The following is a 23,694-nucleotide window of genomic DNA, read 5'->3' as shown; positions in this document are numbered from 1 at the left end:
CCCGGCCCAGGTCGCCGGGCGGCGGAACCGGCATCCGGATCCGGGGTGAGTCCGGGCCGATGCCGGGTAAGCGGGCCGCCTCCGGCAGGCGGAAGCAGGGAGCGGCACGGCATGGACGAACAGCGCGGCACGGTGGTCATCGGCGCAGGACCGGCGGGGCTGACCGCGGCGTACGAACTGCTCCGGCGGGGCGCCCCGGTCCGGGTGTTCGAGTCCGACGACGTGGTGGGCGGGATCAGCCGCACCGTCGAACGGGACGGGTGGCGCTTCGACATCGGCGGGCACCGGTTCTTCACCAAGGTCGCCCGGGTCGAGGAGTTCTGGCACGAGATCCTGCCCGACGAGGACTTCCTGCTGCGGCCCCGGATGAGCCGGATCTACTACCGGGGCGCATTGTTCGACTACCCGCTGAACGCCGCGAACGCCCTGCGCAACCTGGGCGTCCGGGAGGCGGCGCTGTGCATGGGCTCGTACGCCCGCGCCCGGCTGCGCCCGCCGAAGGACCAGTCGCACTTCGAGGGCTGGGTCTCGGCCCGGTTCGGTTGGCGGCTGTACTCGATGTTCTTCAAGACGTACACCGAGAAGGTCTGGGGGATGCCGGCCGACCGGTTGCAGGCCGACTGGGCCGCGCAGCGGATCAAGAACCTGTCGCTGGCCAAGGCGGTGCGCAACGCCGTGCTGCCCCGGCGCAACCGCAAGGACGTGACCAGCCTGATCGAGGAGTTCCAGTATCCGAAGCTCGGCCCCGGGATGATGTGGGAACGCTGCGCCGAGGAGGTCCGCCGGCGCGGCGGCCGGGTCGAGACCGGCAGCTGGGTGACCGCCGTGCACCGCGACCCGACGCACCACCGGGCGGTGGCGGTCACCGTCAACGGCGTGGGCGGGCAGCGGACCGAGCCGGCGGAGCACGTCGTCTCCTCGATGCCGATCTCGGAACTGGTGGCCGCGCTGCGCCCGGCCGCCCCGCCGGAGGTGCTGGCCGCCGCGGCCGACCTGCGGTACCGGGACTTCCTGACCGTCGCGCTCGTGGTGCCCGAGGAGTTCTCGTTCCCGGACAACTGGATCTACGTGCACGACCCGGCGGTCAAGGTCGGCCGGATCCAGAACTTCGGGTCGTGGTCGCCGTACCTGGTCAAGGACGGCCGCACCTGCCTGGGGCTGGAGTACTTCGTCTTCGAGGACGACGAGACCTGGCGTACGCCGGACGCCGAGCTGGTCGCCGCCGCGACGGCCGAGCTGGAGCGGCTCGGCCTGGTCCGGCCGGGCGTCGTCGAGGCCGGGTACGTGGTGCGGATGCCGAAGGCATACCCGGTCTACGACGAGCGCTACCAGCGCAACGTGGGCGTGATCCGGGACTGGCTGGCGCGGGAGGTGCCGAACGTGCACCCGGTCGGCCGCAACGGCATGCACCGCTACAACAACCAGGACCACTCGATGCTCACGGCGATGCTGACCGCCGAGAACATCGCCTGCGGGACCCGCCACGACGTCTGGTCGGTCAACGTGGAGCAGGACTACCACGAGGAGTCGACGCGCGACCGAGACGGCCGCGGGGGCACCGGCCGGGACGCCCCCGTCATGCCGGCCCGGCCCGTCGCCCCGGCCGGCACCACGCTCGACGGCGCCCCCCGGCCCGAACGGCCGACGCAGGTACGCCTCGGCTGAGCCGCCCGCCGCACGGCCGAGGCTGGGCGCGCACGGGCCGGGACGGCGGCGGGTCGACGGGACAGCCGGGCGGCGACCGCCGTACCGGCCCGGTCCGGCGGCGCGGCCGGTGAGCAGGCCCGGCCCCACGCAGCGGACGTTCACCGCCCGGCGACGTGGCCGGCTGCCTCCGGGCGTCCCTCGGCCCCGGCCGGCGCACGGTGGCGATGCCGAGCCGGGGCATCGCCGCGCCCGCCGACCCGCGGCGGCACGCCCTCCTGGCCGACCTGCTCCGCCGCGACCTCGCTGACCTCGCCCGGAGCTGACGCGGTCGCCGCGTGACGCTCCGCCCGCCCGACGGCGGCAGCGGTTCGGCATGCCCCGGAAGATCGCGATGCCCCCGGCCGCCGGGCCGCGAGCCGACGGGATCACGGGCCAGGGCACGGACGACGGTGGCGTCGAACACTGTTCGCTGGCGCTCCCGCCCCTCCCATGTCAGTATCTTCTGACAGGGGGGTGTCATTGATTTCTGACACCCGGGAAGGTGCAGGTGATGGACGAGACGCAGCCGAACGGGGAGGAACTGCTCGCCGCGCTCGCCGCGCTCGCGAGTCCGCACCGACTGCGGATCATCGCCACGCTCGCCGAGGGCCGCAGCTACGTCAGCGCGCTGGCACGGCGTCTGGAGATGAACCGGCCCCTGCTCTACATGCATCTGCAGCGGCTGGAGGCCGCCGGGCTCGTCACCGGCTCGTTGGAGACGGCGCCCGACGGCAACTCGGTGAAGTGGTTCGAGGTGGTTCCGTTCGCGCTGACGCTGACGCCCGCGACGGTCGCGGCAGCCGTACCGACGTTGGAAGCCGGTGGCTTCGGAAAGGACAAGAAGTGATCACAGCAGCAGCCGAGGACGACATCGCCCAGGTCGCGATCGTCACGTGGACGGTTCTGTTGATCGCCCTGGTGGCGATCGTGGCGTTCGTGGCGCTGGGCATCTACCGGGCCCGGCACGCCGCCGCCCGGGAGGCGCAGTACCGCGCCCTCGCCGAGCAGGCCGGCGACGCGCAGGCCCGGCTGGCCGAGAACGCACGGCAGACGACCGCGGAGCTGACCGGCCTGCGGTCGGACGTCCAGGCGACCCACACGGAGTTGGCGCAGGTCAGGGCGCGCCTCACCGAGTTGGAGCGCCTGCTCAGCCAGATCGGATGAACCGGAATCCCACAGACAGGGACAGCACAGTGAGACATCAGCTACGACGTACCGTCGCCGTCCTGGCCGCGATCGTCTGCCTGGCGGCCGTCGGCGGATCCCCGGCGTACGCCGCCGAGGACGAGACCGCCCGGGTGCGGGCGTACCTGGACCGCTACCAGGACGCCAACCGCATACCCGGGCTCGCGGCGGCCGTCGTACGCGGGGACCGGGTCGTGCAGGAACACGCCGCCGGAGTCACCGGCGACGGCGCGCCGGTGACCGCGGGGACACCCTTCCTGCTCGGCTCGGTGAGCAAACCGTTCACCGCGCTGGCGGTGCTGCAGCTCGCCGAGGCGGGCCGGATCGACCTCGACGCGCCGGCGCGCGCGTACGTGCCCTGGTTGCGGCTGGGCGACGCGACGGCGACCGCACGGATCACCGTCCGGCACCTGCTCACCCAGACCAGCGGGCTGCCCGAGATCGCCAGCAAGGGCCTGACCGACCGCTACGACAACACCCCTGGCGGGCTGGCCAGGTCGGTACGGGACCTCGCCGACGTGCCGCTCGTCGGGCCGCCGGGCGCGAAACACCGCTACAGCGACGGCAACTACATGGTGCTCGGTGCGCTGGTCGAGGAGGTCACCGGTCGCACCTTCGCCGACCACCTGCGTCGCACCGTCCTCGATCCGTTGCGGATGCGGCAGACGGCGGCCACCGCCGCCGAGGCGGAGCGGGTCGGCCTGCCCGCCGGCCACCGCCGCTACCTCGGTCGACCGCAGGGTTTCGACCCGCCGTACGACACCTCCGGCGTCCCGTACGGCTACCTGACCGCCAGCCTCGCCGACCTCGGCCACTTCGCGATCGCCCAGCTCAACGGCGGCCGGTACGAGGGTTCGCAGGTGCTGTCGAGCGCCGGCGTCGCGCAGGCGCACCTCGGCCGGGCGGCCCTCGGCAGCGGCGGCCGCTACGGCCTGGGCTGGCGGGACACCACCCTGCCCGGCAGCGACACCCGGCTGGTCTGGCACGCCGGCGCGACCGCGGGCTACTTCGCGCACGTCGTGCTGGTGCCCGACTCCGAGCTGGCCGTGATCGTGCTGGCCAACCTCTACCACCCGGCCGCCGACCCGGCGCTCGCCTCGGCCGGTTTCGACATCGCGCGAATACTGCTCGGCGCTCCGCCCGCACCGGCGGCGAACGACACCCTGCTGTTCTCGGTCGCCCCCGCGCTGTTCGGCGTCGCCGGCCTGCTCGTGGTCGTCCTGGTCGGGACGGTGCTCGGCGGGGTGCGTCGGCGCCGCACCGGTCCCCCGCCGGGCGTACGGGCGCTGGTCGCGGCCGCCGCCTGGGCGGTCGGCTGGGCGGCGCTGGCCGCTGCCGCGCTCTGGGTGCTGCCCTCGTCCCTGGGCGGCGGCCTGGGCACGCTGATGCTCTGGACACCGGACATCGGTCACGCCACCGTTGCCGTCGCCGTGGCGGCCGGGGCCCTCGCGCTGACCCGTACCGTGTTCGCCCTGGCCGGGGCGCGGAACGCCGTGGGCCGCTCCCGGCCCGCGCGCGCCGCCTCCGAGGAGGACCCCCTGCCCGCATCGGTGTAGTGGCGTGGCACCGGGTGCCGGAATCCGCGGTGCCCGGCCCGCGCGGCGTCGGCGACCCGCTGTCGCGCGCGGTCCGGGCCCGCCGGAAACGCCTTGCCGACCCGGTGGCGGCCCCCTAGGGTGCCGGCGTGCTGATCCGCGAGTTCGACGAGGCCGACTGGGCCCAGGTGTGGCCGATCATCCGGGAGGTGGTCCGGTCGCGGGAGACCTTCCCCTACGACCCGGAGATGACCGCCGAGCAGGCGTACGACATGTGGGTGGAGACCGCGCCGGGCCGCACCGTGGTGGCGGTCGACGGCGACCGGGTGCTCGGCACCGCCAAGATGGGCACCAACCGCCCCGGGCCGGGATCGCACGTCTCCACCGCGAGCTTCATGGTCGACCGCGCGGCGCGCGGCCGGGGCGTGGGCACCGCGCTGTGTCGGCACGCGCTCGACTGGGCCCGCGAGCGGGGGTACGCGGGCATGCAGTTCAACGCGGTGGTCGAGACGAACACCTCGGCCGTCGAGCTGTACCGGCGCGAGGGCTTCGCGGTGGTCGGCACCGTGCCCGGCGCGTTCGCGCACCCCACCCTCGGCCGGGTGGGCCTGCACGTGATGTACCGGGAGTTCTGACCCGGCGCCGCCCGGTCCACCGGGCGGCGCCGGAACGGCCGCGGTGCCGCCGCCGGGCCGCCGACCGTCAGGCGACGGCCGCGGCGGTCGCCTCGGCGCGCAGGTCCTCCTCCGAGGCGCCGCGACGCCAGTAGCCGGCGAACGTGACGTGACGCCGGTCGAGGCCGCGCTCGCCGACGAGGTGCCGCCGCACCGCGCGCACCATCGACGACTCGCCGGCGATCCAGGCGTACGGGGCGCCGGCCGGCAGCCGCGCGGCGCGGACCGCGTCCGCCAGCAGGGTGCTGCCGGGGGCGGTGCCGCCCCGGACGACCCAGCTCACCTCGGCGCGCGCGGCGGTGGGCAGCTCCTGGATGTCCGCCGCGTCGGGGACCTCGATCCAGGCCCGGACCCGGGCGTCGGCGGGCAGCCAGGCCAGGATCCCGGCGGCAGCGGGCAGCGCGGTCTCGTCGGCGACCAGCAGGACCGAGTCGGTGCCGGCCGGCGGGCGGAAGCAGACGCTGCGGTTGTCGGGTACGGCCGGGCCGAGCAGCACCACGCGGTCGCCCGGCAGGGCGTGCCCCGCCCAGCGGGAGGCGGGGCCGGTGTCGCCGTGGCTGACGAAGTCGATGTCCACCTCGGCGCGCTCGGGCCGTTGCTCCCGGATGGTGTAGGAGCGCATCACCGCGCGCACGTCGGGGTCCATCGCCCGGTACGCGCCGAACCAGTCCGTCCCCGCCTCGACCGGGAGCACCGGCGCGGGCTGGCCGGGGTGCGGCAGGAACAGGGAGACGCTCTGGTCCCGGCCGCCGCCGGCGAAGTCGGCCAGTTCCGGCCCGCCGAGGGTGATCCGGATCAGGGAGGCGCCGATCCGCCGCGCGCCGACGACCTGCGCGGCGTAGAAGCGGTACTGGAGGGCGACCGCCGTGGTCACGCGGTCACCTTCTTCGCGTTCCGGATGGCGGTGGCCAGGTTCTCCAGCAGCGGCGCGGCGCCGGCGTACGAGAAGCGGGGCACCGCGTCCCACGGGGTGATCTGGTTGGCCTTGACCGCCGGGAGTTGCTGCCAGGTCGGCTTGCTGGCCATGTCCTTGGGCTGCAGGGCGGTGCTGCGGTTGTCGAGCAGGATCAGGTCGGCCGGGAACTTGCCCGCGTTCTCCCAGCTGAGGGCCTCGAAGTAGTCGCCGGCCTCCAGCTTGGTGGGGACGACGATCTCCACGCCCAGCTCGGCGAAGTACATCAGGTCGGTGCTGACCTTCGGGTTGGAGACGTAGAACAGGTCGGGGCTGCCGGAGGAGGCGAGCACCTTGATGCCCGGGTTCGCCCTGACCGCCTGGCGGACCGCCTCGGCGGCGGCCTCGAAGCGGGCCTTCGCGTCGGTGACCTTCTTCGCGGACAGGTCGGCGCCGAGGGACTCGGCGAGCTGCGCGTACCGCTCGATCGGCTTGGTCATCGGCACCCGGGCGGTGGTGATCGCCACGCTGGGGGCGAGCGGGAGGATCTTGTCCTTGCTCTCGTCCGGCACGTACCACAGGGCGCCCGGGTCGTACATGTGGGTGACGAGCAGTTCCGGTCGCAGGGCCGCGTACTTCTCCAGGCTGAACTCGCCCCAGACGTTGCCGAGGACCTCCACGGCGTCCACGTTGAGGTCGCCGGCCTGCGGCTCGGCGGTGCCGTCGGCGCGCTTCGTCTCGCCGAACACGCCGACGATCTGCTTGTCGAGTCCGAAGTCGACCAGCGCCGCGGCGACCCCGGTGAAGGCGACCACCCGGGTCGGGCGGTTGGCGGCGCTCACCTTCTCGTTGCGGTCGTCGGTGAACGACCAGGGCCCGCCGGAGCCGGCGGCGGAGGGGGCGGCGGAGTCGTCGTCCCGGCCGCAGCCGGCGAGCAGGGCGGCCAGGGTGGCGGCGCCACCGGCGGCGAGCAGGCCCCGGCGGGAGAGTCGGCGGGCGGACACGGGATGCGGCATGACGGTGTCTTTCGATCAGGGTCGGGCGAAGGACCATGGACAGCGGGGTTAGGTTAACCTAACCTAAATCGCTGTCAAGCCCCGCCCGGAATCACGCACCACATCGGAGCCCACACTGTCCGCCACCCTCACCTCACGCATCGGCGCGCCACCGGCACCGCCCGTCACGCCCCGGCGTGACCGCGCCGCGCCGCGGGCCGCCGGCCTCGCGGCGTCGGTGCTGCTGCTCGTCGCCGTCGCGGTGCTCAGCATCGCCGTGGGCGCCAAGCAGCTCCCGCTCACCGACGTGTGGCAGGGCCTGCTGCACCGGGACGCCGCCGAGTACGCCGTCGTGCACCGGATGCGGCTGCCGCGTACGCTGCTCGGCCTGCTCGCCGGCGCGGCGCTCGGCGTGGCCGGCGCGGTGATGCAGGCGCTGACCCGCAACCCCCTGGCCGACCCCGGGCTGCTCGGCATCAACGCCGGCGCCTCGGCGGCGGTGGCCAGCGCGGCGGCGCTGCTCGGCATCGGCGGCGTCGGCGGCCAGGTCTGGTTCGCGCTGCTCGGCGCGGCCGTCGTCACCGCCGCCGTCTACCTCGTCGGCGGCGGGCGCGGGGCCACCCCCGCCCGGCTGGCGCTGGCCGGCGCGGCGCTCAACGCGACCCTCTACTCGTACGTCAGCGCGGTGATGCTGCTCGACACGGCGTCGCTGGAACGGCTGCGGTTCTGGACGGTCGGCTCGCTGGCCAGCGCCGAGGCGTCGACCGTGCGCACGGTCGCGCCGTTCATCGCGGCGGGTCTGCTGGTCGCCCTGGCCGCCACCCGCGCGCTCAACGCGCTGGCGCTCGGCGACGACGCGGCGCGCGCGCTCGGCGCCCGGCCGGCCCTCGTCCGGGGCACCGTCATCGTGGCGATCACGCTGCTCTGCGGCGCCGCCACGGCGGCCTGCGGGCCGATCGTCTTCGTCGGTCTGCTGGTGCCGCACCTGGTCCGCGCGCTCACCGGACCGGACCTGCGCTGGCTGCTGCCGTACTGCGCGGTGCTCGCCCCGGCGCTGCTGCTCGGCGCCGACGTGCTGGGCCGGGTGCTGAGCCGGCCTGGCGAGCTCCAGGTCGGCATGGTGACCGCCGTGGCGGGCGGGCCGCTCTTCCTCTGGCTGGTGCTGCGCGGGCGGGTGGCCCACCCGTGATCACCATCCGCACCCCCGGCGGCCTGTCCCTGCGGCTGCGCCCCCGCGCCATCGCCGTCGGCCTCACCTGCGTGGTGCTCGCCCTGGCGCTGAGCGTGCTCGCCATCGGCAGCGGCGACTACCCGATGAGCCCCGCCGACGTGCTGCGCGCCCTCGCCGGCCAAGGCAGCCCGGCCGAGGAGTTCATCGTCACCGAGCTGCGGCTGCCCCGGCTGGTGACCGCGCTCTGCGTCGGCGCCGCGCTCGCGCTGGCCGGCGCGGTCTTCCAGTCGCTGGTCCGCAACCCGCTGGGCAGCCCCGACATGCTGGGCTTCACCCAGGGCGCGTCGACCGGCGCGCTGGTCGTGGTGGTGCTCGGCGGCAGCAGCGTGCTGCTGGCCTCGGCGGCGGTGGTCGGCGGCCTCGCCACCGGCATCCTGGTGTACGCGCTCGCCTGGCGGCGCGGCGTGCACGGGTTCCGGCTGATCCTGGTCGGCATCGGCACCATGGCGATCCTCACCGGCGTCAACGGCTGGCTGCTGACCCGGGCCCAGCTGATGGATGCCGCCCGCGCCGTGCTCTGGCTCACCGGCAGCCTGGACGGGCGCGGCTGGGTCAACGCGCTGCCGCTGCTGGTCGCGCTGGCGGTGCTGGTGCCCGTGCTGCTGGTCGGCTTCGGGCCGGCCCTGCGCCTGGTCGAGATGGGCGACGACACCGCCTCCGCCCTCGGCGTACGCGTGGAGCGGGTACGCCTGGTCGTGCTGGCGGCGGCGGTGCTGCTGGTCTCCCTCACCGCGGCCGCCGCCGGGCCGGTGAACTTCGTGGCGCTCACCGCACCGCACCTGGCCCGGCGGCTGACCCGGGCGCCGGGGCCGAACCTGCTGCCGTCGGCGGCCGTCGGGGCGGTGCTGCTGGTCGCCGCCGACCAGCTCGCGGTACGCGCGTTCCCTGGGCACCAACTGCCGGTGGGCGTGGTGACCGGGGTGCTGGGCGGCGCCTACCTGATCTGGCTGCTCGCCACCGAACGACGGGCCGGCCGGCTGTGACCGCGCACGGCCGGCGGGCCACCCACGACGAGAACGGAGCACGGAGCATGCAGTCCCGGCTGAGCGGCAGCGCGATGACCCTCGCCTACGAACGGCGGACCATCGCCGAGGACCTGAGCGTCGCCGTGCCCGACCGCTCCTTCACCGTCATCATCGGCCCCAACGCCTGCGGCAAGTCGACCCTGCTGCGCGCCCTGTCCCGGCTGCTGAAGCCGACGGCCGGGGCGGTGCTGCTCGACGGGGAGGACATCCACCGGCTGCCGGCCCGGGGCGTCGCGCGCACCCTCGGCCTGCTGCCGCAGACGTCCGTCGCCCCGGACGGCATCGGCGTCGCCGAACTCGTCGCGCGGGGCCGGTACCCGCACCAGGGGCTGCTGCGGCAGTGGTCACGCGAGGACGAGCGGGTGGTCGCCGAGTCGATGGCCGCGACCGGGGTGGCCGACCTGGCCGACCGGCCGGTCGACGAGCTGTCCGGCGGGCAGCGGCAGCGGGTGTGGATCGCGATGGCGCTGGCCCAGCAGACGCCCCTGCTGCTGCTGGACGAGCCGACCACCTACCTGGACATCGCCCACCAGATCGAGATCCTCGACCTCTGCGCCCGGCTGCACGAGGAGCAGGGCCGCACCCTGGTGGCGGTGCTGCACGACCTCAACCACGCCGCCCGCTACGCGACGCACCTGATCGCGATGCGCGACGGGCGGGTGGTCGCCGCCGGCCCGCCCCGGGAGGTGGTCACCGCGGAGCTGGTCGAGGAGGTCTTCCGGCTGCCCTGCCGGGTCATCGACGACCCGGAGACCGGCACCCCCCTGGTCGTCCCCGCCGCCCGCCGCGGGGCCGGCGCGGGCGCCCCGGCGGTCGCGGTCGCCGGCGGGGACCCCGCCTGAGCCGCCTCGCGTCGGCCGGGTGCCACGCGGGGCCACGTCCGCGCGCATCGACCGGAATCGCGTACGGTGGGCGCGATGCGTGAGGCGACCAGCACCTACGGACAGGACGTCGACGGGTTCGGCCGGGTCACGATCCGCCCCGTCGACCCGGACACCGACGTCGACCTGATCCACGGCTGGGTCAGCGAGGAACGGGCCCGGTTCTGGGGCATGCGCGACGCCGGTCGCGAGCGGGTCGCCGAGATCTACCGCTACCTGGACTCGCTGACCACCCACCACGCGTGGCTGGTGCACCGCGACGGCGTGCCGGTCGCGCTGTTCCAGACGTACGAGCCGGCGGCCGACCCGGTCGGCCAGTGCTACGACGTCCGGCCCGGCGACCACGGCGCGCACCTGCTGATCGGCCCGCCGACCAGGACCGAGCGGGGCTTCACGGGCGCGCTGCTGGGCGTGTTCCTCGGCTTCGTCTTCGCCGACCCGCTGCGCCGACGGATCGTGATGGAGCCCGACGCGCGCAACGACAAGGCGGTGGACCGGCTGCTGCGGACCGGCTTCGTCGCCGGCCCGCTGATCGACCTGCCCGACAAGCGGGCGCGGCTGATGTTCCTCGACCGGGAGTCGTTCGAGGCACGCCGCTGACCGCCGGAGGCGCTCCCCGGGTCCAGGCGACGGGCCCCGCCCCACGTGCCACCCCGGCCCGGCCGTGCACGGTCCGGCCGGCGGGCGCTCGGGCGACGCCGGGTGGGCTCAGCCCCCGTCGCACCGCGCCGAGAGGGCGTAGCGGATCAGCACCACGTCGCCGATCTGGCGGGCCTCCGCCACCCGGGCGCGGCGGCCGGGGTGCCACGGGAACCGGCCGTCGCCGACGAACCGGGGCGCCCGGCGGTCGCCGACGAGGAACGGGGCCACCACCAGGTGCAACTCGTCGGCGAGGCCGGCGGCGAGGAACTGCGCGAGCACGGTCGGCCCGCCCTCCACCATCAGCCGGCGCACGCCCCGTGCGGCGAGGTCGGCCAGCGCCCGCGCCGGGTCCACGGGCTCGCCCGCGTCCACCACCGTGGCCAGGCCGGCCAGCCGGTCCGCGGTCTTCTCCACCGTCGAGGTGGCGCAGTGGACGATCCGGTCGGCGCCGCCGGTGGTGAAGAGCCGGGCGGTCGGGTCCAGGTCGCCGCAGCCCGTCCACGTCACCCTGAGCGGTGAGGCCGGCAGGCCGCGGGCGAGGCGGGCGGCGCGGCGCCGCGCGGAGCGGACCAGCAGGCGCGGGTTGTCCCGCCGGACCGTGCCCGCGCCGACCAGGATCGCGTCGCAGCCGGCCCGGACCTCGTCGACCCGGTCCAGGTCGGCCTCGTTGGACAGCACCAGCCGCTGCCCGCTCGCGTCGTCCAGGTAGCCGTCCATCGACGTCGCGCAGCTGAGCAGGACGTACGGGCGCTCAGTCACGGACGAGCGGCAGGTCGAGGGCGTGGTCGCCGTGGCTGGCCTTCGCCGCCAGGTAGCCGGCGTTGGCCGGGGACAGGTACACCCCGGTGGCGACCCGCGAGGCGACCACCACCCCGAGGCGGCCGAGCTGCGCCGCCTTGTCCAGGTTGTTGCTCAGCAGCGCGACCCGGTCCACGCCCAGGGCGGCGAGCATCTGCGCGGCCACGGTGTAGTCCCGCTCGTCGGGCCGGTGCCCCAGCGCCAGGTTCGCCTCGTACGTGTCCAGCCCGGCGTCCTGCAGCGCGTACGCGTCGAGCTTGGCGTACAGGCCGATGCCGCGTCCCTCCTGGCGCAGGTAGAGCAGGTAGCCGCCGGCGGCGGCGATGCGTTCGACCGCCTCGCGCAGCTGTGGGCCGCAGTCGCAGCGCTGGCTGCCGAACACGTCCCCGGTCAGACACTCGCTGTGCGGGCGCACCAGCGGCGGCGACGACGGGGCCGCCGCCCCCCGCTCGCGCGGGCCGGCCCGGTCACCGAGGCCGAACGCGAGGTGCTCCCGGCCGTCGGCCAGGCCGTCGAAGGAGAACACCCGTGCGGTGGTGGCGAATCCGTCGGGGAACCTCAACGGGACCGTGACCTGCGTACGGACCGTGGCGGCGGGCGGGGTTTCGGACATCGGACTCCTCGTCAGACGGTGCCGGTGGGCACGCGGACACGACGGGCCACCAGGACGGCGGCGCCGGGAAGACTCGCGACGAGCACCAGGGCCCCGTACACCGTCGCGGCGGCCACGCCCTCGGCGGCGGTCAGGCCGGCGGCGTCGAAGGCCCACGCGGCCACGCCCTCCCGGGGGCCGAAGCCGGCGACGTTCGCCGGCACCCCCATGGCCAGCAGGGCCAGCAGCGTCAGCGGCACCAGCAGGGTCAGCGGCGCGGTGGAACCCGCGGTGCGTGCGGCCAGCACGAACGTGGCCAGGTGGCCGGCGACGGACACGGTGGACGCCACGAGCACCCCCAGCCAGGTCCGGCGGGCGAGCAGCCCGGCCCGGACGTCGGCCGTCGCCGCGCGGGCCGCCCGCGCCCACCGCGACGGCCCGGCGGTGGGCAGCGCGCGGGCCAGCACGACGGCGCCGAGCCCGGCCGCCACCAGCAGCAGCGCGCTGACGGCCGGCAGGTACGGCCGGACCGGGGAGGGGAACGCGGCGAGCACGACCACCGCGACGGCGGCCAGCACTACCTGCCCGGCCGTGCGCTCCCAGACCACCGCGCGGACGCCCCGGCCGACGTCGCCGACGTCGCGGCCGTGCCGCACCGCCCGGTGCACGTCACCCAGCACGCCGCCGGGGAGCGTCGCGTTGAGGAACACCGCGCGGTAGCAGTGCGCGACCGCCGTCGGCAGCGGCAGCCGCACCCCCAGTCCCCCGGCCACCAGGCTCCACCGCCAGGCGCAGCAGACGGTGGTCACCGCCCCGATGGCGAGCGCGGCGGCCAGCGCCGGTGCGTCGATCAGCCGGAGCCCGTCGAGGAACGGGCCGGCGCCCAGCCAGCCCAGCAGCACGAGGAGCACGGCCAGGCCGCCGAGCGCCCGCGCCCACGCCCCGAACCGCCGCGCCGGCGCGGTCACGTCGCCTCCACCTCGGCCCTCCCTCGGCGGTCTTCCTGTCGGTAGGCACGCACCGGACTCCCCCCGGGTTCAGCCACACCCTGCCAGCAGGTCCAGGTGGTCGACCAGCACGCCGAGCCGGCCGGCGGCGATCTCGGCGCGGCGCCGGCGGGCGTACGCCCGGGTCGGGCCGACCAGCTCGGGCCGCTGCTCGCGGGCGGCGTCCAGCCAGCCGGTGAACCATTCGCCGGCCAGCGCGGCCTGCTCCGGGCCGAGCCGCCACGGGCTGGGCCGCAGCGCCACGTCGACGCCGTGCCGGGCGAACGCCGCCGCGCAGGCGTCGACGGCGTCGGGCCCGAGCAGGGTGCGCCCGCCGACCGTGCGGCGCTGGTGGTCGTTGAACGCGGCGGCGATCTCCGCGTCCCACGGGTCGGCCGGGGTGAGCCGCACCCGGCCGGTCACCGAGAGGGCCAGCAGCGTCGGGCGGCCGGCCCCGGCGCAGGCCGCGACGAGGCGCCCGACCTCCTCGGCGGTGAACATGTCCAGCAGCGCGGACGCGGTCACCAGCGACGCGCCGGCCAGGTCGGCGGCGGTCAGCCGGGTCAGGTCGCCGCGCCGGACCTCGGCGGTGACCGGGCCGCCGCCGGCGGCCCGGGGCAGCCCGGCGGCCGCGCGGGCCAGCAGGTCGGCGTCCTGGTCGTGCAGGACCCAGTGCTGCGGCCCGGGCAGCCGCGGGGCCAGCCAGCGCCCCATCGACCCGGTGCCCGTGCCGAGGTCGTGCACGACGAGCGGCCCGGCCAACCGGCTGCGGACGAGGTCCACCAGGTCCCCGGCGCGGGCCGCCGCGTCGGCGGGCTCGCGCAGCGTCAGCCAGTCCGCGAAGTGCGGCGGCAGCTCCACGGTCATGCGGTCGTCACCCCTTCCAGCACGGCGCCCGCCACCGTCGCGGCGACCGGCCAGCCGTCGAGCGTGTCCCGCCGGTCGCGCGCCGCCCGCCGCAGCCGCCGGCGCAGCCCCGGTTCGCCGAGCCAGCGCCGCAGGGCGCCGGCCAGGGCCGCCGGGTCGTCGGGCGGCACCAGCAGGCCCGGCGGCGTGCCGTCCGGCGCGCGGCCCAGAGCCTCGGGCAGCCCGCCGGCGGCGGTGCCCAGCACCGGGATCCCGCGCGCGAGCGCCTCGGTGACCACCATCCCGTACGTCTCCCGGCGCGAGGCCAGCACCAGCAGGTCGGCGGCGGCGTACGCGGCGTCGAGGGCCGCCCCGGTGCGCGGGCCGACCAGGCGCACCCGGTCGGCGAGGCCGTGCCCGACCAGCTGCCGGCGCAGCCGCGCCACGAACCCCGGGTCCCGGGTCAGCGCGCCCACGCAGACGCAGTCCCACGGCAGGTCGGCGACCGCCGCCAGGGCCTCCACCAGCACGTCGTGCCCCTTGTGTGGGGCGACCGCCGCGACGCAGAGCAGGTTCCCGCCGGCCGGCGTCCCGGGCGCGGGCGGGGCCGGGTCGACGCCCGGCGGGGCGACGTGCACCCGGTCGGCGGGCAGCGCGTACCGGGCGAGCAGCCGCCGCCGGGTCCACTCGCTGGTGGTGACCACCGCGACGGCGGCTCCCAGGGCCGCGCCCTCGGCGTCGTGCTCCAGCGGCAGGTGCACGACGACGACGAGGCGCAACCGCCGGGCCTGCGGGGTGAGCGCCTGCGGCGCGGCCGAGGCGACCAGCCCGTCGAGCAGGGCCACCGCCCCGTCGGGCAGCGCCGCGAGCACCCGGGCGAGTCCGGCGCGCGCGGACGCGTCGGGATGGGGCCAGTCACCGGGCACGGCGTGCTCCCGGACCGCCCAGCCGGCCGCCGACAGGCCCCGGCAGAGCCGGCGGTCGTACGTGTTGCCGCCGCTCGGCGTGGCCGGGTCGTCGATGTCGTTCGGCAGCACGACGTGCACGGTCGCCCGGCGGCCCCCGCCGACGGTCGGGCCCCCGCCTCCGGCCGGCGCGGCCCGGCTTCCGCCCGGCGGGGCCCCGTGGTCGCCCGGCGCGGCCCCGCCTCCGGCCGGCGCGGCGTCGTGGTCGCCCACCCGGGCCTCAGAGGGGCCGCTCGTAGCCGGCCCAGGCGACGTGCGACTCGTGCAGCGTGACGGTGATGCCGGCGAGCGCGCGGGCGCCCGCGCCGAGGTCGCCGGCCCGCACCCGCGCGGCGAGGCGGTCGGCGACGGTCCGGGCGAGCACCTCCGTGGTCGTGTTCACCCCGGCGAAGGCCGGCTCGTCGTCCAGGTTGCGGTAGGTCAGCTCCCCGAGCACGGCCCTGAGCTGCGCGGTGGCCAGTCCGATGTCGACCACGACGCCGTCGGCGTCGAGGTCGGCGCGGCGGAAGGTGGCGTCGACGACGAAGGTCGCCCCGTGCAGGCGCTGCGCCGGCCCGAACACCTCCCCCCGGAAGCTGTGCGCGATCATCATGTGGTCACGGACGGTAACGCTGAACACGGATCACTCCCCGTCGTAGGTGATGAGGTGGCACAGCGCGGGCAGGCTGCCCGCGGCCAGGCGGGCGAGCACGTCGGGCAGCTCCGCGAACGGGGACTCCCCGGTCAGCAGCGCGTCGAAGGCGGGATCGGCCAGCAGCTCCAGGGCCAGCGCCAGCCGGTCGGCGAGGGTGCGGCTGTCCCGCCGGGCCGGCGCGACCGCGCCCACCTGGCTGCTGCGGATGGTCAGCCGTCCGGAGTGGAACGCCCCGCCCAGCGCCAGGTCGACGGTCCGGTCGCCGTACCAGCTCAGCTCCACGACCGTGCCCTCCGGGCGGAGCAGCTCCAGCGACCGCCGCAGGCCGGCGGCGGTGGCGCTCGCGTGCACCACCAGGTCCCGCCCACCGGCGGCCCGCGCGGGCGGGGCGAACCCGACGCCGAGCGCGGCGGCGACCTCCGCCCGGGCCGGGTCGGCGTCGACCAGCTCGACCCGCACTCCGGGGAAGCGGGCGAGCAGGGCCGCGACGCAGCAGCCGACCATGCCGCCGCCGACCACGCTCACCCGGTCGCCGACCAGGGGCGCGGCGTCCCAGAGCGCGTTCACCGCGGTCTCCACGGTCCCGGCGAGCACCGCGCGGGCCGGCGGCACCGCATCCGGTACGGGCACCACCGCCTCGGCCGGCACCACGTACGCCGTCTGGTGCGGGTGCAGGCAGAACACCGTCCGGCCGCACAGCTCGGCCGGCCCCTGCTCGACCACGCCCACGCTGAGGTAGCCGTACTTCACCGGCGCCGGGAAGTCGCCCTCCTGGAACGGCGCGCGCATCGCGCGATGCTGGTCGGCGGGGACGCGACCGGCGAAGACCAGGGTCTCGGTGCCCCGGCTGACACCGGAGTAGCGGCTGCGCACGAGCACCTCACCGGGGCCGGGGACGGGCAGCGGCGCCGCCCGGATCTCGCCCTCGCCGGGCGTACGGAGCCAGAAGGCGCGCGCCTCGCGGGTCACCGGCTCCCCCTCACCCGCGTCCGGAGCGAACCGGACGGCGACATTTCCCGTAGTTCCTGTCGAGAGTCATCGATCATAGACACGGAGGCACGGTGCCCACGGTTCGAAAAGGCCCGGCAATCGGGTTCGTCGTCCAGATCGTCCTGCTGGCGGGGCTGGCCGGCACGGTCGGCCTCGGGCCGGCGGGTTGGCTCGCCGGGACCGCGTACGGGGCGGTGCTGTGCCTGGCGCTCGGCCGGGGGCTGAGCCGCGCGGCGGGGCGCGTCCTCGGGCCGGCCGACCGGGTGACGCTGGCCCGGGCCCTCCTCGTCGGCGGCGTGACGGCGCTGACCGTGGACGCGCTCACGCCCGCCGTCGACCGGGCCGCGCCGGTGGGGATGCTGGTCGCCCTCACCGCCGTGGCGCTGGCGCTCGACGCGGTCGACGGGTACGTGGCCCGGCGCACGGGCACCGCCAGCGCGCTCGGGGCGCGCTTCGACATGGAGGTCGACGCGTTCCTCATCCTCGTCCTCGGCCTGCACGTCGCGCCGGCCGTGGGCGGCTGGGTGCTCCTCCTCGGCGCCATGCGGTACGCCTTCGTCGCCGCGGGCTGGGCGCTGCCCTGGATGCGCCGGCCGCTGCCCGCGCGGTACTGGCGCAAGGTCGTCGCGGCGGCGCAGGGGGTCCTGCTGCTGGTGGCGGCGGCCGGGGTACTGCCGGGGTCGGGGACCGCACTCGTGCTGGTGGTGGCGCTGGCCCTGCTCGTCGAGTCGTTCGGCCGCGACGTCGGCTGGTTGTGGCGGCACCGGCCCGCCCGACCGGCCCCGCCCCGGCGGCCCGGGGCGGCGAGCCCGGTCGGCGCGCGGCCGTCGCCGGTACGCCGGGAACTCGTCGCCGCCCGTGACTGACCGCCGCTCGCCCGCGCCGCACCCGGACCCACCGCCGCCCGCAACCGACCGCGACTCGACGGCACCGACCGACCGCGACTCGACGGCGCGTACCCCCGGGCAGGTCGGGGCTCGGCGGGGAGCGCGCCGGGTCGCGGCGTGGGCGACCACCGCGTCGGCCGCCCTGCTGGTGCTGGCCGCCCTGACCGCGCCGCACCAGCCCGGTCGGCTCACGCCCGGCGGGTTCGTGCGGATCCCCCTGGAGGGGCTGCTCGCCGTCGCCCTGCTGCTCGCCCTGCCGGCGCGGGCGCGGCGGCCGGTGGCGGCGCTCGCCGGCGCGCTGCTCGGCCTGCTGACCGTGCTGAAGGTCGCCGACCTGGGCTTCCTCGCGGCGCTCGGCCGCCCGTTCGACATGGTGCTCGACTGGGCGCTGCTCGACGACGCCGTCGGGTTCCTCACCGACTCGACGGGCCGGGCGGGCGCGACCGGCGCGGTCGTCGCGGTCGTGCTGTTGCTCGCCGCCCTGGTCGTCGGGACGACGCGGTCCGTGCTGCGGCTGACCCGCCTGCTGGTCCGGCACCGCACGGCCACGCGGCGGGGAGTCGCGGGGCTGGTGGTCGTGTGGGTGGCCTGCGCCGCGTTCGGCGTGCGGATCGTCCCCGGCGTACCGGTCGCCGACACGGCCGCCACCGATCTGGTCGGCGGCCACGCGCTCCAGGTACGCGCCCGGCTGCGGGACCGGGCGGTGTTCGCGGCCCAGGTCGGGGCCGATCCGTTCCGGGACGTCCCCGGCGACCGGCTGCTGACCGCGCTGCGGGGCAAGGACGTGGTGGTCGCCTTCGTGGAGAGCTACGGCCGCGACGCGGTGGAGGACCCGGAGTTCGCCCCGGCCGTCGGCGCGGTGCTCACCGACGGGGACCGCCGCCTGCGCGCGGCCGGCTACGCCTCCCGCAGCGGCTTCCTCACCTCGCCGACGGTCGGTGGCGGCAGCTGGCTGGCCCACGCCACGCTGCTGTCCGGCCTGTGGATCGACAACGAGCAGCGGCACCGCAGCCTGCTGGCCGGCGACCGGTTGACGCTGGGCGGCGCGTTCCGGCGGGCCGGCTGGCGCACGGTGGGCGTGATGCCGGCCGCCACCCGGCCCTGGCCGGAGGGCGCCTTCTTCGGCTACCAGCGCTTCTACGACGGTCGCAGCCTCGGCTACCGGGGGCCGAGGTTCGGCTACGCCCCGATGCCCGACCAGTACACGCTGGCCGCCTTCGAGCGCCTGGAGCGGGCTCGGGCGGGCCGGGCGCCGGTGATGGCCGAGATGGCGCTCGTGTCGAGCCACTCCCCCTGGACGAAGATCCCCCGGCTGGTCGACTGGGCGGCGGTCGGCGACGGCAGCGTCTTCCACGGGGAGACCGAGGAGAGCCCGTCGTCGCAGGCGCGTGCCGGCTACCGCCGGGCCGTCGGATACTCGCTGGCCGCCCTCGTGTCCTACGTGGAGAGGCACGGCGACGACGACCTCGTGCTGGTCTTCCTCGGCGACCACCAGCCCGCCCCGGTCGTCACCGGCGACGGCGCCGGCCGGGACGTGCCGGTCACCGTCGTCGCCCGCGATCCCGCCGTGCTGGACCGGATCGCGGGCTGGGGCTGGACCGACGGCCTGCGGCCCGCCCCGGACGCTCCGGTGTGGCCCATGGACGCCTTCCGCGACCGGTTCCTGACCGCCTTCAGCGGATGACCCCCGGCACCCCAGCGGGTTGACCGGGGGCGACGGCGATCGGCACCAGGCCGGTCCCGGCCCCGGCGGTCGGCGGCGGGCCGCCCGCTCCGGTGCCGGTCGGCCCTCCTGCTCCGGTGTCGGTCCGCCGGCGGGCCGCCTGTTGCGCTGCCGGTCGGCGGGCCTCCCGCCTGCTCCTACCGGCCGCCGCGGGCGACCCGTCGGCTCCGCCTGGCGGGGAGGCCGGCCGTCACCGGGGCGCGACGAGGTCGGCGTAGTCGGCGACGGTGAGGGGGCGCCGGGACAGCGAGCCGTCGGCGCGCGGCACCCCGAGCGGCACCCCGCCCCGCAGGAACGCCACGGTGTCGACGTCGGAGCGGGAGGTCAGGGTGCAGACGATCTGGCCGAAGGCGAGGACCTCGTCGCTGCGGCCCGTCTCGTCGCCTGCCTCACCGACGTCGACGTCGACGTCCGTGCCCCGGGGCCGGGCGACGGCGGCCGCGACGGCCCCCGGCAGTGCGGTGCTGAGGCCGCTGTCACGCTCGGCGGCCGTCGGGCCGGCGAGCAGTTGCTGGAGCTGGGCGTCGACGGTGGGCGTGGCGTCCACCCGGCGCTCGACGGGCACCAGGCGGTCGTCGCGGACGAAGCAGAGCACCGCCGTCGCCCGCCCCGCCGTCAGGGTCGGGGTCAGGGTCGCCACGACCGTGCCCGAGGTGGGGAACGGCCCGGGCGGCGGCGCCACGGTGCGGGGGGCGTCCTCCGTCGGGACGCCGCAGCCGACGAGCAGCCCGAGGGCGACGAGCGCAGCACCGGCGCCTTGCCACCGTCCCGGCCGGCGCGCGCGGCGGCTCACGACGACACCCCGGGCAGCTCGACCCGGAAGCGGGCGCCCCCGCCGGGACGGTCGCCCACACCGGCGCGTCCCCGGTGCGCGGCGGCGTGCTGGGCGACGATGGCGAGCCCGAGGCCGGTGCCGTCGCCGGCCGCGCGGGCGTGCGCGGCGCGGCCACGGACGAAACGGTCGAAGACGACGTCCCGGTCGGCCGGGGGCACGCCCGGCCCCTCGTCGTCGACCTCGACGATGCCCGTCCCGTCCTGCTGCGACAGCCGCACCGCCACCGGGCCACCGCCGTGGCGGATCGCGTTGTCGACCAGGTTGGCCAGGATCTGCTCGACGCGACGCTGGTCGACCAGCCAGGTCGTGGCGGCCCCGCCGGCCGCGTGCACGAGCGCGCCCGGCAGCCCGCGCGCCTGGCACACCCGGCGGGCCAGCGCCGCCACGTCGACCGGCCCCCGGTCCGCCGGCTGGTCGCTGCGGGCGAGCTGGATCAGGTCGTTGACCAGCTGCTGGAACCGGGTGATCTCGTCGGCCACCAGGCCGGCCGCGGTGGCGGTCCGGTCGTCGAGGTGCTCCCGGCGGCGGGCCAGGACGCTGGCCGCCGCCGCCAGGGTCTGCAGCGGCGAGCGCAGCTCGTGGCTGACGTCGGCGGCGAAGCGGCGGTCCCGCTCGATGCGCTGGGAGAGCTGGTCGACCATGTGGTTGAACGACGTGGAGAGGCGGGTGAGGTCCGGGTCGGTGGTCGGCGCGAGCCGGGCGGAGAAGTTGCCGTCGGCGATCTCCTGGGCGGCGTCGGCCACCGCAGTCAACGGGCGCAGGCTGTGCCGGGTGGCGTACCAGCCCAGGGCGGCGCCGGAGCCGGCGACCACGATGGCGACGGCGGTCAGCGCGAGCGCCAGGACCTGGAGGGTCTCGTCCAGTTCGCGCAGCGAGGTCAGCTCGTAGTAGCTGGTGGACGGGGCCAGCGGCAGGCCGACGAGCAGGGTGGGCTGGCCGTTGACCCGCACCCGCTGCACGGCCGGCTCCCCCGTCCGGACGAGCTGTTGCAGGTCGACCGGTATCGCGGCGGTCAGGCCGGCGTCGGCGTTGCGGGCGTACCAGTCGTCGCCGCGGTGCAACAGCGGTCGGCGGTTGCCGCCGGTGTCGAGGGACCGCAGCACCTCCACGACGTCGGGGTCCTCCGTGTCCAGCCCGGTACGCACCACCGCCGCGTCGAAGTACGCCGCCCGCACCGCGGTGCGCTCCCGCTCGTCGAGCAGGGACCGCCTGGTCAACTCGTACGAGACCAGCGCCATGGACGCCGACAGCAGCAGCGCGCCGACGGCGAATCCGGCGGACACCCGGGCCCGCAGCCCGAGCCGCCTCACCGGGTCAGCTTGTAGCCGAGGCCGCGCAGGGTGACCAGGTGCCGGGGGCTGCCCGGGTCGTCCTCGATCTTCTGCCGCAGCCGACCCACGTGCACGTCGACGAGCCGCTCGTCACCGGTGTCGTAGCCCCAGACCCGCTGGAGCAGCTGCTGGCGCGACAGCACCCGGCCGGCGTGCTCGGCCAGCTCGCACAGCAACCGGAACTCGGTGCGGGTCACCGGCACCGGTCGGCCGGCCCGACGCACCTCTCCCGCGTCCGGGCTGATCTCCAGGGGGCCGAACGTGAGGACCGGCACGGGCGCGGGCACGGCCCGGGCCCGGCGGCGCAGCGCCCGCAGTCGCGCCGACAGCTCCTTGACCGCCACCGGCTTGACCACGTAGTCGTCGGCCCCGGCCTCCAACGCCGCCACGATGTCGTGGGTGTCGTCGCGGGCGCTGACCACCACGATGGGTACGTCGTCGTCGCGGCGCAGTTGCCGGATGCACTCGAAGCCGTCGAGGCCCGGCAGCATCAGGTCGACCAGCACGTTGTCGGCCGGCTCCCGGCGCTGCATCCGCAGCCCCTCCTCGGCGGTGGCCGCCCCCCGGACGGCGTAGCCCTCGTCCTCGAGCGCGAGCAGCAGCGCCAGACGGATCCGGTCGTCGTCCTCGATCACCAGCACGCCCGTCATACCCGCATCATCCCCAAGGCGGGCGCGAGCGCCCAACCGTGTCCGGCGTTCGACGGTTTTGTCACGCAACTGTCATACAACCGCGTGGCCCGCGCCACGGGCGGCGCCCAGGGTGGTGTACGACACCGGTCCGGCCCGCCGGTCACCCCGGTCGGGCCGGGCCCGCCGGAGCGGCAGCCCGTCGGCTCTCGCGAGGTCCCGCATGTCGGCGGACCAGGTCCTGCGGAGGAGGGAGCAGATGACCGTCGCCGGTCTTCTCACCGCACTCGCCGTGGGTCTCCTCGTCGCCGCGGCGGGCTGGATGGCGCTCCCCCGCCGGCGGGAGGTGCCGGCCTGGCTGGCCCTGGTGACCGGGATCGTCACCGCCGTCCTCGGCGTCATCCTGGCCCGCATCGTCGGCCTCGACACCGGCCGGTCCGGCCTGTGGCACCTGGCCGTACCGGCCGGCTCCGCCGTCCTCGGCGTCGCCCTCGTGGCCGCCACGGCGGGCCCCCGGCGCCCGCCCGTGCCGGCCCGCCGGACGCGGCCGGACCTCGATTCCGACCCGACGCCGCCGGTCGCGGACCGGCGCGTCGCCTCGACCGACCTCCCGTGGAGGAAGACGCCATGACCGTCGTACCGGACGACAACGCGATGACGCTGATCTGCGACAGCTGCGGAGACGTGACAACGGGAACCGCCTGCGTCCTGCCGGACGCCGAGGTCGTCTGGACCCTGGTCGCCGAGCACGGCTGGAGCGGCTCGCCCTTCGCGACGGGCCCGCACCGCTGCCCCCGCTGCAGCCTCCTCGGCCCGGACGCCGGGCGCGGCGGCGAGGCCGGTCGCGGCGCCCAGGTGGCCGGCGGGGCGCTGGGGGTGGACCACCTCGACGACGTCGCCGTGGCGACCGCCTCCGGTGACATCGACGTCGACATCGCCGACGACCTGCGGACCGCGCTGCGGCAGGCGGTCGACGTCTGCGGGCACATCGTGGTCGACCTGACCCGGGTCCACCTGATCGACGCGAACGGGCTCGGCCTGCTCGTCCGGGCCCACCGCGACGCCCGCGAACGCGGTGCCGTGCTCTGCCTCGCCGCCCCGTCCCGCTTCATCCTCACCGTCCTGCACACCATGCGGCTGGACGGCCTGTTCCCGATCTTCGCCAGCCCGGAGGAGGCCGTCCGGCGGCTCTCCCCGACCGGGGCGGGCGAGCCCGCCGGGCTGACGGCCACCGTGGCCGGACCGGACCGGGCCGGTCACCCGGCGCCGGCCGACACGCCGTCCCGCTGACCCGACACCGTCACCCGCACCCGCACCCTGGCGAGAGGACGCCCACATGCTCATGCCCTGGCCGTACCCGGACGAGGGCGCGTTCCGTCCCGAGCCGCTCCGGCCGACGCCCGAGGACGAGGACGCCCGGTTGGCCGCGCTGGTCGCCCAGCGGGTGAGCAGCGACTGGTCCACGCGCGGCCAGCAGATCGTGGTGACCGTGCAGAACCGGGTCGTCATCCTCACGGGCGTCGTGGCGGGCCCGGACGCCCGGCAGGTGGCCGCCGAGATCGCCTGGGACGTACGCGGTGTCGTCGACGTCTGCAACGCCCTGCGGCTCGCCGGCCCCCGGCGTCCCCGTCGCTGACCGGCGGTGCCGTCGCTTACCGGCGGCGCCGTCGGCGGGGCCGCGGTGGCGGCCCGGCCTCGACCAAATGCGTTCAGGGCCACCCCCAAACGGGGG

General features: G+C 76.4%; 26 protein-coding genes and 1 pseudogene. 15 read left to right on the top strand and 12 right to left on the bottom strand.

Features of this window, described 5'->3' with window-relative positions; all coding sequences use genetic code 11:
* Positions 1 to 111 precede the first annotated feature (111 nt).
* From AB0L34_RS22405 to AB0L34_RS22380, 6 genes are all read left to right on the top strand, one after another.
* Positions 112 to 1,665: an NAD(P)/FAD-dependent oxidoreductase gene (locus AB0L34_RS22405; protein WP_363706265.1), complete on the top strand. Its 1,554-nt coding sequence runs from the start codon at positions 112 to 114 to the stop codon at positions 1,663 to 1,665.
* Between the two features lie 155 nt (positions 1,666 to 1,820).
* Positions 1,821 to 1,970, top strand: coding sequence for a hypothetical protein (locus AB0L34_RS22400; protein ID WP_363706263.1), 150 nt, complete (start codon positions 1,821 to 1,823; stop codon positions 1,968 to 1,970).
* Between the two features lie 227 nt (positions 1,971 to 2,197).
* Positions 2,198 to 2,533, top strand: coding sequence for a winged helix-turn-helix domain-containing protein (locus tag AB0L34_RS22395; RefSeq protein ID WP_357461684.1), 336 nt, complete (start codon positions 2,198 to 2,200; stop codon positions 2,531 to 2,533).
* Positions 2,530 to 2,850, top strand: a complete 321-nt coding sequence (locus AB0L34_RS22390) for a hypothetical protein (protein WP_357461682.1) — start codon at positions 2,530 to 2,532, stop codon at positions 2,848 to 2,850. The genes AB0L34_RS22395 and AB0L34_RS22390 overlap by 4 nt, the downstream gene beginning before the upstream one ends.
* 29 nt (positions 2,851 to 2,879) lie before the next feature.
* Positions 2,880 to 4,427, top strand: coding sequence for a serine hydrolase domain-containing protein (locus AB0L34_RS22385; RefSeq protein WP_363706261.1), 1,548 nt, complete (start codon positions 2,880 to 2,882; stop codon positions 4,425 to 4,427).
* A gap of 128 nt (positions 4,428 to 4,555) precedes the next feature.
* Entirely contained in the window at positions 4,556 to 5,041 is a 486-nt protein-coding gene (locus AB0L34_RS22380) for a GNAT family N-acetyltransferase (RefSeq protein ID WP_357461677.1), read from the top strand.
* Positions 5,042 to 5,108: 67 nt separating this feature from the next.
* Here AB0L34_RS22380 and AB0L34_RS22375 read toward each other — a convergent pair whose 3' ends face one another.
* On the bottom strand, positions 5,109 to 5,954 hold the full coding sequence (locus AB0L34_RS22375; protein WP_363706259.1) for a siderophore-interacting protein: 846 nt from the start codon (positions 5,952 to 5,954) through the stop codon (positions 5,109 to 5,111).
* Entirely contained in the window at positions 5,951 to 6,988 is a 1,038-nt protein-coding gene (locus AB0L34_RS22370; RefSeq protein ID WP_357461674.1) for an ABC transporter substrate-binding protein, read from the bottom strand. Before AB0L34_RS22370 ends, AB0L34_RS22375 begins: the two co-directional genes overlap by 4 nt.
* Before the next feature lie 217 nt (positions 6,989 to 7,205).
* Between AB0L34_RS22370 and AB0L34_RS22365 the strand changes: the two genes are divergently transcribed.
* From AB0L34_RS22365 to AB0L34_RS22350, 4 genes are all read left to right on the top strand, one after another.
* On the top strand, positions 7,206 to 8,156 hold the full coding sequence (locus AB0L34_RS22365) for an iron chelate uptake ABC transporter family permease subunit (RefSeq protein WP_363706257.1): 951 nt from the start codon (positions 7,206 to 7,208) through the stop codon (positions 8,154 to 8,156).
* Complete coding sequence (locus AB0L34_RS22360; RefSeq protein WP_363706255.1) at positions 8,153 to 9,181, top strand: iron chelate uptake ABC transporter family permease subunit; 1,029 nt, start codon at positions 8,153 to 8,155, stop codon at positions 9,179 to 9,181. The genes AB0L34_RS22365 and AB0L34_RS22360 overlap by 4 nt, the downstream gene beginning before the upstream one ends.
* Positions 9,182 to 9,228: 47 nt before the next feature.
* The gene (locus AB0L34_RS22355) at positions 9,229 to 10,065 is read left to right on the top strand and encodes an ABC transporter ATP-binding protein (RefSeq protein WP_363706253.1); all 837 of its coding nucleotides are present in this window, start codon (positions 9,229 to 9,231) and stop codon (positions 10,063 to 10,065) included.
* A gap of 75 nt (positions 10,066 to 10,140) precedes the next feature.
* Positions 10,141 to 10,704, top strand: coding sequence for a GNAT family N-acetyltransferase (locus AB0L34_RS22350; protein WP_357461668.1), 564 nt, complete (start codon positions 10,141 to 10,143; stop codon positions 10,702 to 10,704).
* Between the two features lie 108 nt (positions 10,705 to 10,812).
* On the opposite strand, the gene AB0L34_RS22345 is transcribed toward AB0L34_RS22350, so the two are convergent.
* The 7 genes from AB0L34_RS22345 to AB0L34_RS22315 all read right to left on the bottom strand — a co-directional run bounded on the left by AB0L34_RS22345 (position 10,813) and on the right by AB0L34_RS22315 (position 16,536).
* Positions 10,813 to 11,505, bottom strand: a complete 693-nt coding sequence (locus tag AB0L34_RS22345) for a dihydrofolate reductase family protein (protein ID WP_363706251.1) — start codon at positions 11,503 to 11,505, stop codon at positions 10,813 to 10,815.
* Positions 11,498 to 12,157 (bottom strand): GTP cyclohydrolase II, encoded by a 660-nt coding sequence (gene ribA, locus AB0L34_RS22340; protein WP_363706249.1) that lies wholly within the window; start codon positions 12,155 to 12,157, stop codon positions 11,498 to 11,500. Before ribA ends, AB0L34_RS22345 begins: the two co-directional genes overlap by 8 nt.
* 11 nt (positions 12,158 to 12,168) lie before the next feature.
* The gene (locus AB0L34_RS22335) at positions 12,169 to 13,104 is read right to left on the bottom strand and encodes a lysylphosphatidylglycerol synthase domain-containing protein (protein WP_363706247.1); all 936 of its coding nucleotides are present in this window, start codon (positions 13,102 to 13,104) and stop codon (positions 12,169 to 12,171) included.
* Positions 13,105 to 13,173: 69 nt separating this feature from the next.
* Entirely contained in the window at positions 13,174 to 13,989 is an 816-nt protein-coding gene (locus AB0L34_RS22330; RefSeq protein ID WP_363706245.1) for a methyltransferase domain-containing protein, read from the bottom strand.
* Positions 13,986 to 15,014, bottom strand: coding sequence for a glycosyltransferase family 4 protein (locus AB0L34_RS22325; protein ID WP_363706267.1), 1,029 nt, complete (start codon positions 15,012 to 15,014; stop codon positions 13,986 to 13,988). The genes AB0L34_RS22330 and AB0L34_RS22325 overlap by 4 nt, the downstream gene beginning before the upstream one ends.
* Positions 15,015 to 15,153: 139 nt before the next feature.
* The gene (locus tag AB0L34_RS22320; RefSeq protein WP_363706244.1) at positions 15,154 to 15,552 is read right to left on the bottom strand and encodes a 6-carboxytetrahydropterin synthase; all 399 of its coding nucleotides are present in this window, start codon (positions 15,550 to 15,552) and stop codon (positions 15,154 to 15,156) included.
* Positions 15,553 to 15,555: 3 nt separating this feature from the next.
* Entirely contained in the window at positions 15,556 to 16,536 is a 981-nt protein-coding gene (locus AB0L34_RS22315) for a dehydrogenase (RefSeq protein ID WP_363706242.1), read from the bottom strand.
* Between the two features lie 92 nt (positions 16,537 to 16,628).
* Between AB0L34_RS22315 and AB0L34_RS22310 the strand changes: the two are divergent.
* Together AB0L34_RS22310 and AB0L34_RS22305 are read left to right on the top strand one after the other, a co-directional pair.
* A pseudogene (locus tag AB0L34_RS22310) lies at positions 16,629 to 17,336 on the top strand (CDP-alcohol phosphatidyltransferase family protein); the annotation flags it as partial.
* A 79-nt stretch (positions 17,337 to 17,415) separates the two neighbouring features.
* Positions 17,416 to 19,128 carry a sulfatase-like hydrolase/transferase gene (locus AB0L34_RS22305; RefSeq protein ID WP_363706240.1) on the top strand — a complete coding sequence of 571 codons (1,713 nt, stop codon included), beginning with the start codon at positions 17,416 to 17,418 and terminating at the stop codon, positions 19,126 to 19,128.
* A 229-nt stretch (positions 19,129 to 19,357) separates the two neighbouring features.
* Here AB0L34_RS22305 and AB0L34_RS22300 read toward each other — a convergent pair whose 3' ends face one another.
* Genes AB0L34_RS22300 through AB0L34_RS22290 form a run of 3 tightly spaced genes read right to left on the bottom strand, consistent with a single transcriptional unit; the run spans position 19,358 to position 21,983 of the window.
* Positions 19,358 to 19,960 (bottom strand): GerMN domain-containing protein, encoded by a 603-nt coding sequence (locus AB0L34_RS22300; protein ID WP_363706238.1) that lies wholly within the window; start codon positions 19,958 to 19,960, stop codon positions 19,358 to 19,360.
* Complete coding sequence (locus tag AB0L34_RS22295) at positions 19,957 to 21,312, bottom strand: HAMP domain-containing sensor histidine kinase (RefSeq protein WP_363706237.1); 1,356 nt, start codon at positions 21,310 to 21,312, stop codon at positions 19,957 to 19,959. The genes AB0L34_RS22300 and AB0L34_RS22295 overlap by 4 nt, the downstream gene beginning before the upstream one ends.
* Complete coding sequence (locus AB0L34_RS22290; protein WP_350686351.1) at positions 21,309 to 21,983, bottom strand: response regulator transcription factor; 675 nt, start codon at positions 21,981 to 21,983, stop codon at positions 21,309 to 21,311. The genes AB0L34_RS22295 and AB0L34_RS22290 overlap by 4 nt, the downstream gene beginning before the upstream one ends.
* Positions 21,984 to 22,221: 238 nt before the next feature.
* Between AB0L34_RS22290 and AB0L34_RS22285 the strand changes: the two genes are divergently transcribed.
* From AB0L34_RS22285 to AB0L34_RS22275, 3 genes are read left to right on the top strand one after another with little or no spacing between them, the layout of a single operon-like run.
* The gene (locus AB0L34_RS22285) at positions 22,222 to 22,593 is read left to right on the top strand and encodes a GlsB/YeaQ/YmgE family stress response membrane protein (protein WP_363706235.1); all 372 of its coding nucleotides are present in this window, start codon (positions 22,222 to 22,224) and stop codon (positions 22,591 to 22,593) included.
* Complete coding sequence (locus AB0L34_RS22280) at positions 22,590 to 23,252, top strand: STAS domain-containing protein (RefSeq protein ID WP_363706233.1); 663 nt, start codon at positions 22,590 to 22,592, stop codon at positions 23,250 to 23,252. Before AB0L34_RS22285 ends, AB0L34_RS22280 begins: the two co-directional genes overlap by 4 nt.
* A gap of 46 nt (positions 23,253 to 23,298) precedes the next feature.
* Positions 23,299 to 23,598: a BON domain-containing protein gene (locus AB0L34_RS22275; RefSeq protein ID WP_363706231.1), complete on the top strand. Its 300-nt coding sequence runs from the start codon at positions 23,299 to 23,301 to the stop codon at positions 23,596 to 23,598.
* Positions 23,599 to 23,694 lie beyond the last annotated feature (96 nt).

The organism is Micromonospora sp. NPDC052213, from assembly GCF_040679695.1.
Taxonomy (GTDB): Bacteria; Actinomycetota; Actinomycetes; order Mycobacteriales; family Micromonosporaceae; genus Micromonospora.
This window is presented reverse-complemented; position numbering and strand designations above follow the sequence as displayed.